Raw genomic sequence first — 16,745 nt, forward strand, 5'->3', positions numbered from 1 at the left:
GCCTTCGGCACACGTTGACGGCCCACTCCCCAGAGCACAGGAGCACCACCCGGATGACCCCGCCCTTCCTCCATCTGCCCCCGACCGACCGGCTGCTCTCCTCACGCACCGGCTGGACCCGCGCCCACTGGGAGGCGCTGGCCGACCGGCTCCTGGACGCGCTGGTGCCGTATGCGACACCCGGGTTCGCGCAGTACCGGCTGCCGGGGCGCGGCAGTTGGTCGGGGGTGGTGTCGGACGGCCTCGAAGGGTTCGCGCGCTCGTTCCTGCTGGCCGCGTTCCGGATCGCGGGTGCGGGTGACAGCGCCGATCCGCGTCTCGTCGAGCGGTACGCGCAGGGTCTGGCCACCGGTACCGACCCGGCGTCGCGCGAGGCCTGGCCGAGGCTGACCGAGTGTTCGCAGCAGATGGTCGAGGCCGCTTCGGTCGCCGTGGCGCTGCACGAGACCCGCCCCTGGATCTGGGACAGGCTGGACACCCGGGTCCAGGAGCGGGTCGTCGACTGGTTCTCCGGCTTCGTCGGCAGCCGTACCTGGGACAACAACTGGCGGCTGTTCCAGGTGGTGTCCGAGCAGTTCCTCGCATCGGTCGGCGCCCCGTACAGCCGGTCCGACATCGACAGCGGCCTCGACCGGATCGAGGACTGGTACGTCGGCGACGGCTGGTACACGGACGGCGACGGGCAGAACTTCGACTACTACACCGGCTGGGCCCTCCATCTGTACCCGCTGCTGTGGTCGCGGATCGCCGGCGAGGACCCAGAGACCGGCCGCACCAAGGTCTACCGTGAGCGGCTCCGCCAGTTCCTGGACGGCTACCAGCACTTCTTCGGCACCGACGGCGCCCCCGTGCACCAGGGCCGCTCCCTGACCTACCGGTACGCGGCGCTCGCCCCGGTCTGGATGGGCGCGCTGGCCGACTGCACCCCGCTCCCGCCCGGCCGGACCCGCCGCCTGGCCTCGGGCACGATGCGGCACTTCGCGGAGCGCGGGGTGCCGGACGAGCGCGGGCTGCTCACCCTGGGCTGGTACGACACCTTCCTGCCCACCACCCAGCCGTACTCGGGGCCGGCTTCCCCGTACTGGGCGTCCAAGGGCTTCCTCGGGCTGCTGCTGCCGCCCGACCACGCCGCCTGGACGGCGCGCGAACAGGCCCTGCCCATCGAGGAGTCGGACCAGTACACGGCGCTGCCCGCCCCCGGCTGGCTGCTGCACGGCACCCGGCACGACGGCATCGTCCGGCTCGTCAACCACGGGAGCGACCACAATCCGCCGCAGGGCGACGCGGAGGACGATCCGCACTATGCGACACTCGGCTACTCCACGGCGACCGCGCCGGAATCGGCTCCGCACGCGCGGGAGCGGGCCGTGGACAACCACCTGGCGGTGCTCGGCCCCGACGGCCTGCCGTCGCGCCGGCGGCGCATCAACCGGCTGGCCTGCGAGGGGCGGACCGCGTCCTCCTGGTACGAGGAGGCGGGGGTCCGGGTCGAGACGACCAGTGTGCTGCACGGCCCGTGGGAGATCCGGGTGCACCGGGTGGATGCCGCGGCGGGCGCGACGGTACGCGAAGGGGGCCATCCGGTCGCCCACGAGCAGCGTCCGCACGCCGGCGAGGGGCTCGGCTGGGCCCTGACCGGTACGGCGGAGGGGCTGACGAGTGCCGTGGTGGGGCTGTTCGGCTGGGAGGGCGCGTCGGCGTCGGTGGCCCGCGATGTACAGGCCAACGCCTACGGACCGCACTCCGCGACCCCGTGTCTGACCCGGACCGGCCATCCGGGCGGACGGAGCGTCCATGTCACTCTGGTCGCCCTCTCGCGCGACACGGTGCACCCCCGCGCGCTCCAGGAGTCCATCGCGGTGACGGTCACCGACGACACGGTCACGCTGACCTTCCCGGACGGTACCGCTGTCGGCGCCTGACGACGCGCGGCGGGGCGACGGACCGCGGCCCGAACCGGCGGCGGCCCGTCCCCGGCCGGTCAGATCCCGCCGTCCTCCCGGTGGTGGATCTGCGCGACCAGCTCGGCCGCGGCCGCCTTGATGGTCGCCAGGCCGGCGAGGCCCCACTGCCTCGGCACGGTGTCCACGACGCACACCGCGCCGAGTGCGGTGTCCGTACGGTCGATCAGGGGCGCGCCCAGATACGAGCGGATGCCGATCTCGTCGACCACCGGGTTCCCGGCGAACCGCGGATAGTCGCAGACGTCCTCCAGGACGAGCGCCTTGCGGCGGGCGACCACGTGCGGGCAGTACCCGTGGTCGCGGGCCATGACCCGGTTGATTCCGCAGGCCGCGGCGACCGCGCTCAGGTCGCTGCCGGAGTGCGTCCCGGCCGGGGTGTGGAGTCCGGCGAAGAACTGCCGGTTCTCGTCGATGAAGTTCACCAGCGAGTACGGCGCCCCGGTGGCCTCGGCCAGGCGCCTGGCGAATGCGTCGAAGACCGGGTCGGGGTGCTGTCCCAGGCCGAGGCGGCGCAGCCGCTGTGCCCGTACGGACGCTTCCCGGTCGACGGGGGTCAGCAGCAGCCGCCCTGTCGGGTCGTACGTCATGGGCGGACTCCCTGATTGATGACCGGGTCGGACACCGGTGCGGCGTCGAGCAGATGGCCCACGAGGGTGACCAGGGTACGGATCCCCGAGCTGGCGATCCGGGCGTCGCCCAGCACCACGGGAATGTCCGGTTTGAGGTCGAGTGCGGCCCGGACCTCGTCCGCCCCGTAGCGGAAAGCGCCGTCGAACTCGTTGACGGCGACGACGAATCCGATGCCCCGCTGTTCGAAGAAGTCGATCGCGCCGAAGCACTCGGCGAGACGGCGGGTGTCGGCGAGCACGACGGCGCCGAGCGCGCCCGCGGAGAGTTCGTCCCACATGAACCAGAAGCGCTCCTGGCCCGGTGTGCCGAAGAGGTACAGGACATGCTGCTGGTCGAGGGTGATTCTGCCGAAGTCCATGGCGACGGTGGTCGTGGACTTCGACTCGACCCCGTCCAGGCTGTCGGTCTGCTCACCGGCCTGGGTGAGCATCTCCTCCGTGCTCAGCGGTGAGATCTCGCTGACCGCTCCCACGAAAGTCGTCTTACCGACCCCGAATCCGCCCGCGACCAGGATCTTCAGTGCGGTGGGGAAGAGATCAGAGCCGTCGTCGTAGGCCATCGAGCACTGCCTCCAGCAAGGAAAGGTCGGTGGGGTCTTCGTCGGGCCGGGGGGCGCGTGTGGTGACCGCCCCGCTGTCCATGAGGTCCGAGAGCAGCACTTTGGCAACGACGACGGGCAGCCGCAGATGGGCTGCGATCTCCGCCACCGAAGTGGGCCGCTCGCTCAGCCCGAGTGTCTGCGCGTGTTCGGGGCCCAGGTGGGCGGGGAGCGGGACTCCGGTAGCCATCACCTGGGAGAGCAGATCGAGCTGGGCTGTGGGGCGGGTGCGGCCGTTGCTCACGGCGTACGGCCGGATCAGCCGCCCCGCCGCTTCGTCGATCCATGGGCTGTCCTGCTGCAACGGCACGTTCAGCGCCCCGAGACACTCGATGCGCCGACCCGCCTGCGGGCCGGCGTCACCAGATAGGGCCGCACGCTCTTGACCAGCATGGCCATCTCGTATCCGAGCACCGCGGCGTCCGTCTCGCGCCCGGCGAGCACAGCGAGACAGGTGCCCGAGCCCGCGGTGGAGACGAACAGCAGAGTGGAGTCGAGTTCGACCACGACCTGCCGGACCTCTCCGCTGTCACCGAAGCGTGCTCCGGCGCTGCGGCCGAGCGAGTACAGGCCGGAGGCGAGGGCGGCCATGTGGTCGGCGCTGTCGGCGTCGAGGCCGTGCACGGACTTCACCAGCCCGTCGGCGGAGAGCAGGACGGCGTTGCGGGTGAAAGGGACGCGCTGGACAAGACCGCTCAGCAGCCAGTCGAGATCGGACACGTGGGCGGTCGGCGCTTCACTCGCCATGGTGCATCTCCTCATGGGGAACATCGTCGTCACGGTGCGGGAGCCCGCCGGTGTCCCGCTTCTCGGGCTCCGCCTCGGCGAGGCTGATACCGCGCTGGAAGGCCGCCATCAGGCCCGGATCGTGGACGGCGGGGTGCTCCTCGTCCGTCCTGGGCGCGGGGACGTCCTTGAGCTGGGGGGCCAGATGCTCCTGGCTCCGGCGCCTGGGCAGATCGGGCCGGTGCGCGGGCGAGAGCAGCGGGACGGGCCCGGTGTCGTACGGCGCCGTGTGAGCCGCCGCTCCGGTGCCGGGCGGCGGTCCGTGGTGGGCGCCGGGCAGGGCGGCGGCCGGGTTGGGCCGCTCGCCGTCCGTCCCCCGTACGGGCAGTGGCGGGGCGAGGTGGCCGGGGGCGGCCGGCAACTCATCGGGAGCGCCCGGCGCTTCGTCCCGGGGGCGGGGCAACGGCGGGGAGGGCCACTCGGCGGGCCGCTCGGAGAACGGCGGGGCCGGAGCGTCGGCCTGGGGCTCGGGCCGGAGCTCGGCCTCCGGCACGTGCGCGGCCGTCGGCTGAAGTCCTGTCTGGTGCGCTGCTGCCTGCGGCCCTGCCTGGTGCAGTCCTGTCTGGTCGGCGCCCAGCAGGGCGGCGGGCAGGACCAGGACGGCCTGTACACCGCCGTAGATGTTGGCCTGGAGCCGGACCGACACGTCGTGTCGGCGCGCCAGGGCGGCGACGACATACAGGCCGATCCGTCCGTCCTGGAGCAGGTGGCCCACGTTGACCTGATCGGGCTCGGCCAGCAGGGCGTTCATCCGGTCCGTCTCGGTGACGGACATGCCGAGCCCCCGGTCCTCGACCTCGACGGCGAGTCCGGCGGTGACGTGCTGGGCCCGCAGCAGCACCTGGGTGTGCGGGGCGGAGAACACCGTGGCGTTCTCGACGAGTTCCGCCAGCAGGTGGATCACATCGGCCACGGCATGACCGCGAAGCGTGCCGTCGACCGGGGGCACCAGTTTGACGCGTGGGTACTGCTCGACCTCGGCGACGGCGGAGCGCATCACCTCGGTGAGGGACACCGGGTTGGACCACTGACGCCGGGAGATGGCGCCGCCGAGCACCGCGAGGTTCTCGGCGTGCCTCCGGATACGCGTTGCCAGGTGGTCCACCTGGAAGAGGCCCTTGAGCAGTTCGGGGTCCTCGACCTGGTTCTCCAGTTCGTCGAGCAGCTGGATCTCGCGGTGCACCAGGGACTGGAGGCGCCGGGCGAGATTGACGAAGACCTCGACCTTCTGTTCGTCGACCGTGGTCACGGCGGGCGGCGCGATACGCGCGGCCCGGACCACTGATTCCACAGCGGTCTCCTGGGCCCGGCCCAGCTCCACGGCCAGCAGGTCGAAGGCGTCGCCCCGGGACGGCCCGGAGGCGCCGCCCCGTCCGCCGGGCGGCGCCTCCCCCCTGCCGAGCTGGTCGACCACGGCCCGCAGGTCGGCCTGGCCGCGCACGCTCGCGCGGCGCAGCGCGTTGCACCGGTCGAGCACGGTCCTGGTGACCCGGTCGGCTCCCAGCGCTGCGGCGGCCATGGCCGCCGCAGCGAGCGCCGCACACCCGGCCAGCACAGCCCGCAGCGCGGCCGACGGGTGGACCCCGGCGGAGTGGATCGTGAAGACCACGGCCGCGGTGCCGCTCAGCGCGGCGACGACGGTCGGAAGGATGGCGGTACGCAGCAGCTGAGGCCGTATCCGGGCCTCTGGCGTGGGCGGGACGGACCGCGAGCGGCGGGCGGCCGGAGCCGGGGCAGGGCCCGGCCTGGGGGCCGGGCGGTTGCCCGGCCGTCCGTGCCGTCCGCCTTCCTGGCGGTCGGTCCGCGCTTCGGGTGCGCGAAGTTGAGACATCAGCGTCCTCGGTACGTGGGATACCAGGGCTCACCGACAGGGGATGCAACTCGCCTGACGCTTCTCCCTGTTGATCAGCAGCCACTCACAGTAGTCGCCACGCCGCCACGCCCGATGTCTAGTTGCCGAACTTGCGCGCCCGGCGTCCCGCTCTGGTATGAGGGCTCGCACGCGCGGCCGATAATTATGCTGCTGTCACGGTGCGTCCGGGCCGGGCGCACGGGCCGCACGGAGCGCGGCGGGCATCGGGGCTGCGGAACGCCCTGTCCTGCGGTCCGTGCAGTATTGCGGGTATGACGAATATCCGTTCCCGTATGACCACCTGGCTGGGCCGCCGGTATCTGGCGAACATCCGCAAGAAGGGGTTCGACCTGTCGAGCGCCGCGCTGCTCCCCGAATCGACCCTCATGCCCCTGCGCCGCACCGGTCTCGACCCGGTGGCCGATCTCGGCGAACTGCGGGACCGGGAACCGGTCAGCAAGCTGTCCGTACCGTTCCCGATGAACGTCTGGCTGGTCAGCGGCTACGAGGAGACCAAGGCGGTACTGGGCCGCACGAAGGGCTTCAGTAACGACTTCACCAACCTGATAGGCAGCTCCGCCGTCACCGAGGGCCAGCAGCACCCCGGCGGTCTCGGGTTCTCGGACCCGCCCGTCCACACGCGCCTGCGCCGCCTGCTCACACCTGAGTTCACCATGCGCCGGCTCGCCCGGCTCACCCCGCGCATCCACGAGATAGTCGAGGAGCGGCTCGACGAGATGGCGCGCACCCCGGGCCCGGTCGACCTCGTCCAGAGTTTCGCGCTGCCGATACCCTCCCTCGTCATCTGTGAGCTTCTGGGCGTCCCGTACGAGGACCGGGAGGACTTCCAGCGCCTGGGCACCACCCGCTTCGACCTCTTCGCCGGGGCCGACGCCTCGTTCGGTGTGATCTCCGAGTCCCTCTCCTACCTGCGCGACATCGTCAAGAAGCAGCGCGAGAACCCGGGCGACGGTCTGCTCGGCATGCTGATCAAGCAGCACGGCGACGCCATAGACGACGAGGAGCTGACCGGTCTCGCCGACGGCGTGCTGACGGGCGGCCTGGAGACCACCGCCAGCATGCTCGCCCTGGGCACCCTGGTACTCCTCCAGAACCCGGACCACTTCGCGACCCTTCGCGACGACGAGGCGGCGGTGAGTCCGTTCGTGGAGGAGCTGCTGCGCTATCTGACGGTGGTTCAGGTCGCCTTCCCGCGCTTCGCCCGCGAGGACATGGAGATAGCCGGAACCGCGATATCCGCCGGCGACGTGGTGCTGTGCTCCCTCAGTGGCGCGGGCCGGGACGCCTCCCTGGGCCCGGACATGGACGCGTTCGACCCCACCCGCCCCTCCCCGCACGTCGCTTTCGGCCACGGCATCCACCGCTGCATCGGCGCCGAACTCGCCCGTATGGAACTGTGCGCGGCCTACCCCGCGCTGCTGCGCCGTTTCCCGGCCATGTCGCTGGCAGTCCCGGAGGAGGAGCTCGCGTTCCGCAAGTACTCCGCCGTCTTCGGCGTCGACTCCCTGCCCGTCCATCTGGGCTGACCGGCCACACCCCCTCCGGCCGAGGACACTTCCCATGCGAGTGACCGTGGACGAATCAGTCCGCCGTGGTGCCAGGCACCTTCACGCGGAGACCACGAACGGCCTCCGCTGATCAATTGCTGGTCAGCGGAGGCCGTACCGGTGGTTCGGGACGCGCTCGCCGGTCAGGCGCCCAACTCGCCGTTCCGCAGGGCGGATACGAACGACGACCAGCCGTGGGCCGCGAAGGTGAGCACAGGCCCATCGGGGTTCTTGCTGTCGCGTACGGGAACGACGGCGGTGAAGTCGGCAGCGACCTCCAGGCACTGGCCGCCATCCTGGTTGCTGTAGCTGCTCTTGTGCCAAGTCACTGCGGTCAGGTCGAGGGATCGCACGGTACTTCCTCCAGAATGCGCAGAATGAACTTCCGTGACTCGGACGGGGACAGTGCCAGGTCGCGCACCACATCGTAGGCTCGCTGCAATCGCTCCACTTTCGAATTCTCCTCGATGAGATCGCCCCAGTAAGCATTCTCCGTGTACGCAACTGTGCGTCGTTCAAGCAGGCGCAGGAAACAAACGTCGGTGCTTCACCAGGTCGTGCCGGCCGGCGCTCTGTGGCAGCACCTGAACAGTCATATCGCCTCGCTCCGCGCCCTCCCCCGAATGTGTGACATCCCGTGAATTCCCCTGAGCCCCGCTGCATCCCTGGCCCCGTGGCCAGTGTGTTCTTCCTCCTTCGGTTGCCCTGAGGCCTTGTGGCGTAACTTCGGGATTCCTGAAGCGCTCTCACCATGTCCGACCGATCCGCAGTCGGGCCGAAGGCGAGGAGGCTCGGGTTGGCGGCGCCGGCAGTCGTACGGGACCTGCGTGAGCCCTGGGCGCCCGAGTCGTCGGAGGAACTGGAGCGGTTCGAGACCGGCGTGCCGTCAGCGTTCGTCCTCGGACGGGCCTCGGCAGGGCTGGCGGACCGCACCACCCTCGGGGCCGGTCGCCTGGATCAGATCAGAACCTGGTTGAGCCAACCGCTGTGGGACATGGAGCCCGCCGAGGCGGACGTGTACTTCGGCACGACGCTGCGGCACTCGGCTGGGCCGGTTACAGGCACTGAGCACGTACTACATGTTCCTGGAACTGCGGCACAAGGTCGAAATCCACCGGACGCCCGGCCGGGTGGTCGAGTGCCCGATCGACAAGATGAACCAGCCTCGCGGGGCCAAGGACGCCCGGCTGCGGATCCCGCCGAGTGAGCCGGAGACCGGCACGCTTTGCTCACCGGCTGGGGCGGCGAGCTGGCGACCTGCCGGAAGTTCGCCCCGACCGCCCCGAACGATACGCCTCGAAGCGGATACCCCAGGTCGGCTTCCGGGTCAGCGAGGCATGCGGCCCCGACCTGGACGACATCAAGTGGGACCTGAGCCGCTTCGGCAAGCTCCACGTCCGCCACGGCGAGGGCGCCCGAAACAGGCATGCCCTGTTCTGAGGGGGCGGGTCATGGCAACATGCCCCGGCTACCCGACCAGCATCGGGGAGTGGCCACCCGTTACGACGAACGCCTCTACGTCTACCTCGGCACCACAACCGCAGCAGCCATCGCCATCTGGCTACACGTGAGTCTCCGGATGAGGCCGTGTCGTCGTTGCAACCGTGGTCGGCCCACTCGTTGAGAAGCTCGGCCAGACTTGCAAGCGGCGTCGTCATCGGCCAGGGGGCACGTTCTTCGCGACCTGCCCACGTCAGGTGAACCACAGCCCAGGTGAACGGGCGGCTCGAAACGCTGAACAGGACGTCGTCACATCCTTCGCATCGCGCCACAGCCGCGACCTCTGCTCCGTGCAATGGGTGCCCAGGCGGAAGCTCGCGATGCAGCTCCAAGTCGAAACCGTGCATGCCGCCATCGGGCGCCCACCACGGGGCGGGCAGGAGCGAAGGATCATCCGACATCCGGTGCATCGCAGCATCCTTGCAGAACTCCGTGCGCCGACCACGCTCGACCGGACAAGTCCCAGTCCCGGCTGGAGACAGCTGCCGCTGTTCGGGCAGATTCCGCGCGACTAAAGCCGTCTCGATCCAGCCGCCGCCGATCTGGCCGCCCCATGCTGACCTAGGCGAAGTACCTTGCTTACCGGCTCGCCGACGCGCGGGACTGGGAACACAACATCCGCTTCGCCGCCAACCGCAGCCTGACTCTCGACCTCACCGGGTACGTCGAGGGTGGTGTCATCCGGCACAGCGAGATCTTCACTCCGCTCCGGGCCCGCGACCTGCCGGTCGGACATAGCGTCACGGTCCTGGAGGGGGATCTTCCCGGACGACAGTGAGCCCTCCGTCGAGGGCTGGCTCGCCGAGCGTGTGGAAGGGCTCCCACCCGGCATCGGTGCGGAGGCCGAGCGTTGGGCCCGGGTTCTGCGCGACGGCGGCCCCCGCAGCCTGCCCCGGCAGCAAGGCCGGTCCGGCTCTACCTCAACCGGGTCCCACCGGAACTGCTGGAGTGGTCGGGCAGCGACGACCACCTGTGAGAAGTGGCCCGCGACGATGTGCTCGCCCACTCCGCACGGCCACCAGCGCCACGATCAACTCGCCGCGCTGCGTTCGCTCTTCACCTGGGTCAAACGGAACGGGCTGATCTTCCGCGACCCCACCAGCCGGATCAAGTTCGGGCAATACCAGTAGGGCGTGCTGCAGCCGCTCATCCCCGCCCGGGTCGACCGGTCCGTCGCGGCAGCCACCACCCCGGCAACACGACTCATCCTCGCCCTCTCCGCGGTGCACGCCGCCCGAGTCGCCCAGATCGGCACCGTCATGCTCGACGACGTCGACCCCGGCAACCGACGGCTGACCATGGCCGGACGCGTCCGCCCGCTCGACGACCTCACCCTGAAACTCCTGCTGGACTGGCTGGAGCACCGACGAAACCGGTTGGCCGGACACCGCGAACCTCCACCTGCTGATCAACAATCAGACCGCGACGAAGACCAGCCGCGCCAGCAACCACTGGATCCGCGCGCCCCTGCGCGGACAGGACGCGGCACTGGAGCGGCTCCGCATCGACCGGCAACTCGAAGAGGCCCTGACCCCCGGGCCCGACCCGCTCCACCTCACCGAGGTGTTCGGGCTCGACGACAAGACCGCGATGCGCAACGCGGCCTCCGTGCGAGCCCTACTGGAACAGGCCGCTGAACAGCAGCTTCGACGATGTGACGATGTCCGGACTTCTGCCGTCAGTTTTTGGGGAGCCGCGACGGCGCAGGTTTCAGTCCGTCCAGGGTGAGGTCGAGGAGGCGTTCGGCCTGCTCTCGCTGCTCGGGCTTGGCCGAGGTGAGGGCGATACCAGCGAGGGCGGCGAACATGTCGGTCGGGCTGATGTCGGACCGGATCGTTCCGGCAGCGGTATTGGCGTCCATGAGGGAGGAGAGGGCGGTCTGAATCATCTCGTGACTGTCGGCGTAGGGATTGGTTCCCGAGTCGACGACGGCTCGCAGGGCGTCGGCCATGCCGAGTTTGGCGGTGGCGTAGTCGATGAAGCGGCGAGTCCAGGCTCGCAGAGCCTCAGGCGGCGATATCGCCGCAAGGAGGTCGGGGACGGCCTCGCACAGCCGGGCCACCTCGTTGCGGTACGCCGCCTCGATCAGAGCTTCCCTGGTCGGAAAGTTGCGGTAGAGGGTGCCGGTCCCCACGCCCGCTTCCCTTGCGATGCGCTCGAAGTGCGCATCCAGTCCCTCGTCAGTGAACACGCGCACCGCGGCGGCCAGGATCTTGTCCCGGTTCCGCTGTGCGTCAGCCCTCAGCGGGCGTCCTGCATCCCGGGCCATCAACGGCTCTCCCCTGTCTCCATTTGCTAAGTGGAGGCTCCGCCACTTAGTGTGGACGAAGTGGCGGAGCCTCCACTTCACTGTAGGGCATGGCTGCCCCCACTCCTCTACTGGAAGGGCTGTCCATCATGTCGGGAATCGAAGGCAAGGTCGTGGCGATCACGGGCGCCAGCAGCGGCATCGGCGAGGCGACCGCGCTCCTGCTCGCCGAGCGCGGTGCGAAGATCGTCCTCGGGGCTCGCCGTCCGGAGCGCCTCGAGGCCCTGGCCGCCCGCATCGAAGAGGCCGGCGGTGAAGCCGTCTGGGCCCGCACGGACGTAACGCGACGCGAGGACCTTTTCGGCCTCGTCAACCTGGCACGTGATCGCTACGGCAAGCTCGACGTCCTCGTCAGCAATGCAGGGATCGGTTTGATCTCCCGTCTGGATGACCTGCGCGTCGAGGACTGGGAGGAGATGATCGACGTCAACCTCAAAGGGGTCCTGTACGGGATCGCCGCAGCCCTTCCCGTCTTCCGGGAGCAGGGCTTCGGGCACTTCGTCAATACCGTGTCCACCGCCGGACTGCGCATCGTGCCGCTCCAATCGGTGTACGCCGGCACGAAGAACGCCGTGCGCACCATCTCCGAGGGCCTGCGCCAGGAGGCCGGCGACAGCCTGCGCGTGACCGTCGTCTCGCCCGGCGCCGTCCGCACGGACTTCGCAGAGCGCATGGATCCGGCTGTGAAGGACCAGATCGACAAGATGATGGAGATCGCTCTTCCGCCGGACGCGGTGGCCCGCGCCATCGCCTTCGCCGTCGAACAGCCGGACGGTGTCGATGTAGGTGACATCGTCGTTCGCCCCACCGCCCAGGGATAGGCCTGCGCAGCCGCGCCGCACCACAAAGACAAGTAATAACAGAGCGTCTTATCGCGCCCAGGGTGCTTTTTCACCGTTCAGGTAGTTGACCGTTTCCGGTCCGCTGGGGCAGTAGACGTCTCTTGCGGCCGGTGAGGCAGGTGCGGCAGGTGCGGGTCCGTTCGGTCCCCTCGCTCCTGTCGGATCCCAACACGCCCCCGATCACGCCGGTTTGCGCCCTGTGGCGGAACAGCGGCCATCGGTAATACAGAAACCTGCCTCGCAGAGCGCGGCCGCACCCGAGCGACCTGTCCGATGCCCGTTGGGAACTGTTGCAACCAACTCTGACAGCGCGGCGGGCCGAACGAAAAGGGAAGGGTCTGGACATCGGCCGACCGCCCGAGCACGATCCGCGCCGAATCATGGACGCCAACCTCTACGTCGACCGTACGGGGGCCCCCTGGCGGTACCTGCCACACGACTTTCCTCCATGGGCGACCGTCGACGGGTACTTCGGCGCCTGGCAGAAGGACGAGGTCTTTGAGCAGCTCAACGGTCTCCTGCGGCGCCTGGCCCGTGAGGCCGAAGGCGGCGATGCCGAGCCGAGTGCCTGCGTCATCGCCGCCCAGAGCGTCAAGACCTCCGCCAATGTGCCCATGGCAGGCCAGGGCATCGATGCGGGCAAGAAGACCGCAGGCCGTTATCTTGAGCCGCTACCAGCGTGTCCTTGATGTGTGTGAGGCATGTCGAAAGTCCCCCAACTCCCGTGCTGGACGCGGTTATCTACCGTCGTCCAACACGGAAGGGGTGGATGCGCGATGCGCGTACAGAGGGTGCTGGCGCCCGGGGCGACGACGGAGTCGTGGACGCTGCTGGGGGATGATTTGCGGCCGGTCGATCCGGTGGAGTCGTTCCTGGCCTACCTGTCGGCGATCGAGCGGTCGCCGAACACCATCAAGGCGTACGCACACGATTTGAAGGACTGGTGGAGCTACCTCGACGGCCGTCATCTGGACTGGAAGTTGGTGGACCTGGAGGCGGTGGCCGCGTTCGTGGCCTGGCTGCGCCTTCCGCCGCCGGCCCGGAACGGGACGGTGGCGGTGCTGCCGACGGTCGAGCATCACTGCACGGCCTCCAGCGTGAACCGCAAGCTCGCCGCGGTGAGCACGTTCTACGAGTTCCACGCCCGCAGCGGCATCGAGGTCGCCGGTCTGCTGGTGACGATGCGCCCAACTGGACTGCACCGGTCGGCGGCCACTTCCTACAAGCCGTTCCTGCAGCACATCGCCTCCGGCAAGCCCGACCGGACCAGGACCATCAAACTCAAGTCCGGCCGCAAGCGGCCCCGCGTCCTGACCGCAGCCCAAGCCCAGAAGATCCTGGACGGCTGCGAACACTTACGGGACCGGCTGCTGTTCGCCCTGTTACTGGACACCGGGGTCCGCATCGGCGAGGCCCTGGGCCTGCGTCACGACGACATCGCGATCGCCGAGAAGCAGGTGACCGTGGTGCCGCGGCAGAACGACAATCGGGCCCGAGCGAAGGCCGGCCGCACACGGACCATCCCGGCGAGCGCGGAGTTGATGCGTCTGTACTCGAACTATCTGCACCGCGAGTACGGCGCCTTGGACTCCGACTACGTCTTCGTGAACCTCTTTGCCGAGCCGCACGGCCATCCCTGGGCCTATCCGGCCGTCTATGACCTGGTCAGACGGCTGCGGAGGACCACAGGCATCGCGTTCGAGCCCCACCAGTACCGGCACACCTACGCCACCTGGCTGCTGCGGCGCGGGGCGGGCATGGAGAACGTCAAGGAACTTCTCGGGCATGCCTCGATCAGCACCACCATCGATACGTATGGTCACCTCACCGTCGAGGACGCCCGCCGCACCCTGGAGAAGGCTGGCTGGTTCACCGGGCGGGAGGTCCGGCTGTGACCTCTACTGCTGCAGGCGTCGGTCGTGGTCGTTCCGGACTGCTGGAGAAGCTCCTGGCCACAGTCCGGGCCGAGTTCCGCACCGAGATCTATCGTCCGGCCCCGGGCGACCCCGTATTCGTTGCCCCGGCTTGCGCCGTCGCCGGCTGCGACCGCGTCGTCAGCATGCGCGGGCTCTGCAACGGGCACGTGATCCGCTGGCGCCACCGCGGCCGCCCGGCGATGGAGGATTTCCTCGCCGATCCCGGGCGGCCCGTTCGTGGGCGCCAGGCTCTGGCGGTCTGCCAGATCCCCGGTTGCCGCTACGGGAACTTCGGCAAGGGCTACTGCGCCAAGCACTACGAGCGGTGGCGCCGGGCCGGACGGCCCGGCCTGGATCTGTGGGATGCGCCAGATCTGGCGGAGCCCGGTGACGCCCCGGGCGAGTGCCGCCTGTCGTTCTGCACCTTGTGGGCGGAGGGCCCGCTGGCACTTTTCTGCCGCAGCCATCACGAGCGGTGGGCGAACGCCGGCCGCCCGGATCCCGAACGGTTCGCCACGGACGTCGAGTTGACCGGCACAGCCCACATCGACCTGCGCGATCTGCCCCGCCAGCTGACGCTGGAGCTTCAGTACGGGCTGCAGTGCCGGTCCGACGCCCACCGGCGCACGACACCTCCTCGCACGGTGATGCAGGCCGTCCGCTTCGCGCGAGCTACCGAGGTGGACTCACTGCTGGACCTTGAAGAAGAACAGTGGAGGAGCCGCGCGAAGACCCAAGTGGTCAGCTCTCCGGTGCTCTTCCTGATCGAGGTCCGCGACGCGGTTGAGGTCCTGCGCGACGGCGCGGGCTGGGAGAGCGAGTATCCGAGAGATGTGTGGCGGTTGGAGCGACTGCCGGGCATCACCACCCCGGCCACCGCAACCGTCCCGAGACCGCGCGTCCGCCTGCACTTCGAACGGATCGGTCAGCCGTGGCTGCGTGACCTGGCCAAACGGTGGCTGCGGCTGCGGCTGGCCAGCGGGCTGAGCGTCACCGCGGCCCACACCGGCCTCGACGCACTGGTCTGTTTCGGCGACTTCCTGGCGCACGTCGGCGTCGACCGTCTCGCCGGCATCGACCGCCCGCTGCTGGAGCGTCATCTCGCCCACGTCGCTTCCCAACCCGGGGGCCACGGCCTGAAGAAGGGCCGGATCAGCAACCTGAACTTGTTCTTCCAGGCCATCCGGCAGCACCGCTGGGACGACGCCCTGCCGGGCACTGCCGCGTTCTATCCCGGTGACATCCCACCGGAGCAGGCCGCCACGGTCTCCCGACGGCTGGCCGAGCACGTCATGGCCCAGGTCGAATCCGAGGAGAACCTGGACCGCTGGGACAACCCGTCCGGCCGCTTGATCACGCTCATCCTCGTCCACGGCGGGCTGCGGATCTCCAGCGCCATCTGCCTGGACTTCGACTGCCTCCTCCACGACGGCCAAGAAGCCCCCTACCTGCGGTATTTCAACACCAAGATGAAGCGCGAGGCGGCCGTCCCGATCGACGAGGAACTCGAGCAGTCCATCCGCGACCACCAACAGCGAGTCCTTGAACGCTGGCCGAAGGGCACCGGAGTCCTGTTCCCCCGACCGCACGCGAATGCCTCGGGAAGGCTGCGGATGTCCGATGGCAGCTACCGGCAGATGCTCCGCCGCTGGCTGGCGAGGTGTGACATCCGCGACGAGCACGGCCTGCCAGTCCATTTGACGCCCCATCAGTGGCGGCACACCTTTGCCTGCCGACTGATCAACCGTGATGTTCCGCAGGAAGTCGTACGCGTTCTCCTTGATCACGAGTCGTCCCGGATGACCGCCCACTATGCGCGGATCACGAACCAGACCGTCCGGCGCCGCTGGGAAGCGGCGATGAAGGTCAACATCAAGGGCGAGCACGTCGCGCTCGACGCCGACGGACCGCTCGGTCAGGCCCAGTGGGCCAAGACTCGCTACGGGATTGCCACCCAGACCCTGCCCAACGGCTACTGCGGGCTGCCCGTTCAGAAGACCTGCCCGCATGCCAATGCCTGCCTGACCTGCCCAGTCTTTGTCACCGGGCCGGAGTTCCTGCCGGAGCTTCGCGAACAGCACACCCGCACCCTCACGTTGATCGACAACGCGCGGACCTGCGGTCACAGCCGCGTCGCCGAAATGAACCAGCAGGTTGCCGCGAACCTCGACCGCATGATCGAAGAGCTGGAAGACGGCCAGGAGAAGGTCAAGGGAGCAGCGGATGCAGGCTGAAAATTCTCACCTGATCGTTGCCGCGGCCCGTCGGCGGGCCGCGGCGACCCGCCGACGCGCGACCGCCGCGCTGCGGCGGATGGACGCCGCCGGCAACCCGATTACCTTCGAGACCGTCGCCCGCGAAGCGGGCGTCTCCAGGTCGTGGCTCTACAACCAGCCCGACCTGAAAGGCGAGATCGAGCGGCTCCGGGCCCGTCGCCGTCCCGCCTCGGCGACCCGGGCGGTCCCTGATCGTCAACGGGCGTCCGACAGCTCACTGCTGCAACGTCTGGAGGCTGCCACGGAGCGCAATCGTCAACTGGAGGCCGAGAACCGGGAGTTACGCGAGGCTCTCGCACTCGCTCTCGGAGAACGACGCATCGCCGACCTCCCCGGCCGCCCTCGCGACACGCCGAAAAAGAAATCTTCGACCGCCATCGGACCATGCTGACAAACGCGTCGAGAACATCGTCCACCACGCGTCACACCAGGCCAGCAGCCTGCGAGGTCGGCGAGCTCAAGATAACGGCCGCAAACGTCACATCGGCGTCGACACCGCCGGCCT

At 69.3% G+C, this 16,745-nt stretch carries 14 protein-coding genes and 2 pseudogenes; 8 read left to right on the forward strand and 8 right to left on the reverse strand.

Annotation, left to right across the window (positions count from 1 at the left end):
• The first annotated feature begins 53 nt into the window (after positions 1–53).
• Complete coding sequence (locus tag OG584_RS03675) at positions 54–1,922, forward strand: DUF2264 domain-containing protein (RefSeq protein ID WP_405774899.1); 1,869 nt, start codon at positions 54–56, stop codon at positions 1,920–1,922.
• 59 nt (positions 1,923–1,981) lie between these two features.
• On the opposite strand, the gene OG584_RS03680 is transcribed toward OG584_RS03675, so the two are convergent.
• Genes OG584_RS03680 through OG584_RS03700 form a run of 5 tightly spaced genes read right to left on the reverse strand, consistent with a single transcriptional unit; the run spans position 1,982 to position 5,809 of the window.
• Positions 1,982–2,551: a GAF domain-containing protein gene (locus OG584_RS03680; protein WP_405774901.1), complete on the reverse strand. Its 570-nt coding sequence runs from the start codon at positions 2,549–2,551 to the stop codon at positions 1,982–1,984.
• Positions 2,548–3,153, reverse strand: coding sequence for a GTP-binding protein (locus tag OG584_RS03685; RefSeq protein ID WP_405774903.1), 606 nt, complete (start codon positions 3,151–3,153; stop codon positions 2,548–2,550). Before OG584_RS03685 ends, OG584_RS03680 begins: the two co-directional genes overlap by 4 nt.
• On the reverse strand, positions 3,131–3,502 hold the full coding sequence (locus tag OG584_RS03690; RefSeq protein WP_405774905.1) for a DUF742 domain-containing protein: 372 nt from the start codon (positions 3,500–3,502) through the stop codon (positions 3,131–3,133). The genes OG584_RS03685 and OG584_RS03690 overlap by 23 nt, the downstream gene beginning before the upstream one ends.
• Before the next feature lie 2 nt (positions 3,503–3,504).
• Positions 3,505–3,939 carry a roadblock/LC7 domain-containing protein gene (locus OG584_RS03695; RefSeq protein WP_405774907.1) on the reverse strand — a complete coding sequence of 145 codons (435 nt, stop codon included), beginning with the start codon at positions 3,937–3,939 and terminating at the stop codon, positions 3,505–3,507.
• Positions 3,929–5,809, reverse strand: a complete 1,881-nt coding sequence (locus OG584_RS03700; protein ID WP_405774909.1) for an ATP-binding protein — start codon at positions 5,807–5,809, stop codon at positions 3,929–3,931. The genes OG584_RS03695 and OG584_RS03700 overlap by 11 nt, the downstream gene beginning before the upstream one ends.
• 293 nt (positions 5,810–6,102) lie before the next feature.
• Here OG584_RS03700 and OG584_RS03705 point away from each other — a divergent pair, with 293 nt between their 5' ends.
• A complete protein-coding gene (locus OG584_RS03705) occupies positions 6,103–7,377 on the forward strand; it encodes a cytochrome P450 (RefSeq protein WP_405774911.1) in 1,275 nt (424 codons plus the stop codon).
• Between the two features lie 164 nt (positions 7,378–7,541).
• Here the strand turns inward: OG584_RS03705 and OG584_RS03710 are convergent, their stop codons facing one another.
• Positions 7,542–7,751 carry a DUF397 domain-containing protein gene (locus OG584_RS03710; protein WP_405774913.1) on the reverse strand — a complete coding sequence of 70 codons (210 nt, stop codon included), beginning with the start codon at positions 7,749–7,751 and terminating at the stop codon, positions 7,542–7,544.
• A pseudogene (locus OG584_RS03715) lies at positions 7,733–8,015 on the reverse strand (Scr1 family TA system antitoxin-like transcriptional regulator); the annotation flags it as partial. The pseudogene OG584_RS03715 and the gene OG584_RS03710, both read right to left, overlap by 19 nt.
• 1,875 nt (positions 8,016–9,890) lie before the next feature.
• On the opposite strand from OG584_RS03715, the gene OG584_RS03720 reads away from it, so the two are divergent.
• A complete protein-coding gene (locus OG584_RS03720) occupies positions 9,891–10,028 on the forward strand; it encodes a hypothetical protein (RefSeq protein ID WP_405774915.1) in 138 nt (45 codons plus the stop codon).
• Between the two features lie 548 nt (positions 10,029–10,576).
• On the opposite strand, the gene OG584_RS03725 is transcribed toward OG584_RS03720, so the two are convergent.
• The gene (locus OG584_RS03725) at positions 10,577–11,167 is read right to left on the reverse strand and encodes a TetR/AcrR family transcriptional regulator (protein ID WP_405774917.1); all 591 of its coding nucleotides are present in this window, start codon (positions 11,165–11,167) and stop codon (positions 10,577–10,579) included.
• Positions 11,168–11,295: 128 nt separating this feature from the next.
• Between OG584_RS03725 and OG584_RS03730 the strand changes: the two genes are divergently transcribed.
• The 5 genes and pseudogenes from OG584_RS03730 (at position 11,296) to OG584_RS03750 (ending at position 16,631) form a co-directional block, all read left to right on the forward strand.
• The gene (locus OG584_RS03730; RefSeq protein ID WP_405783870.1) at positions 11,296–12,027 is read left to right on the forward strand and encodes an SDR family oxidoreductase; all 732 of its coding nucleotides are present in this window, start codon (positions 11,296–11,298) and stop codon (positions 12,025–12,027) included.
• Between the two features lie 254 nt (positions 12,028–12,281).
• Positions 12,282–12,707 (forward strand): annotated as a pseudogene (locus OG584_RS03735) (transposase); the annotation flags it as partial.
• Positions 12,708–12,824: 117 nt separating this feature from the next.
• Positions 12,825–13,943 carry a tyrosine-type recombinase/integrase gene (locus OG584_RS03740; protein WP_405774919.1) on the forward strand — a complete coding sequence of 373 codons (1,119 nt, stop codon included), beginning with the start codon at positions 12,825–12,827 and terminating at the stop codon, positions 13,941–13,943.
• Complete coding sequence (locus OG584_RS03745; protein WP_405774921.1) at positions 13,940–16,198, forward strand: tyrosine-type recombinase/integrase; 2,259 nt, start codon at positions 13,940–13,942, stop codon at positions 16,196–16,198. The genes OG584_RS03740 and OG584_RS03745 overlap by 4 nt, the downstream gene beginning before the upstream one ends.
• The gene (locus tag OG584_RS03750; protein WP_405774923.1) at positions 16,188–16,631 is read left to right on the forward strand and encodes a DUF6262 family protein; all 444 of its coding nucleotides are present in this window, start codon (positions 16,188–16,190) and stop codon (positions 16,629–16,631) included. The genes OG584_RS03745 and OG584_RS03750 overlap by 11 nt, the downstream gene beginning before the upstream one ends.
• Positions 16,632–16,745: the final 114 nt, after the last annotated feature.

The sequence above is a fragment of the Streptomyces sp. NBC_00859 genome (assembly GCF_045161865.1).
In the GTDB taxonomy this organism is placed as follows: domain Bacteria; phylum Actinomycetota; class Actinomycetes; order Streptomycetales; family Streptomycetaceae; genus Streptomyces.

Coding starts and splice junctions, on each gene's coding strand:
- OG584_RS03675 (WP_405774899.1), top strand. CDS start 54: ATGACCCCGCCCTTCCTCCATCTGCCCCCGACCGACCGGCTGCTCTCC.
- OG584_RS03680 (WP_405774901.1), bottom strand. CDS start 2,551: ATGACGTACGACCCGACAGGGCGGCTGCTGCTGACCCCCGTCGACCGG.
- OG584_RS03685 (WP_405774903.1), bottom strand. CDS start 3,153: ATGGCCTACGACGACGGCTCTGATCTCTTCCCCACCGCACTGAAGATC.
- OG584_RS03695 (WP_405774907.1), bottom strand. CDS start 3,939: ATGGCGAGTGAAGCGCCGACCGCCCACGTGTCCGATCTCGACTGGCTG.
- OG584_RS03700 (WP_405774909.1), bottom strand. CDS start 5,809: ATGTCTCAACTTCGCGCACCCGAAGCGCGGACCGACCGCCAGGAAGGC.
- OG584_RS03705 (WP_405774911.1), top strand. CDS start 6,103: ATGACGAATATCCGTTCCCGTATGACCACCTGGCTGGGCCGCCGGTAT.
- OG584_RS03720 (WP_405774915.1), top strand. CDS start 9,891: ATGTGCTCGCCCACTCCGCACGGCCACCAGCGCCACGATCAACTCGCC.
- OG584_RS03725 (WP_405774917.1), bottom strand. CDS start 11,167: ATGGCCCGGGATGCAGGACGCCCGCTGAGGGCTGACGCACAGCGGAAC.
- OG584_RS03730 (WP_405783870.1), top strand. CDS start 11,296: ATGTCGGGAATCGAAGGCAAGGTCGTGGCGATCACGGGCGCCAGCAGC.
- OG584_RS03740 (WP_405774919.1), top strand. CDS start 12,825: ATGCGCGTACAGAGGGTGCTGGCGCCCGGGGCGACGACGGAGTCGTGG.
- OG584_RS03750 (WP_405774923.1), top strand. CDS start 16,188: ATGCAGGCTGAAAATTCTCACCTGATCGTTGCCGCGGCCCGTCGGCGG.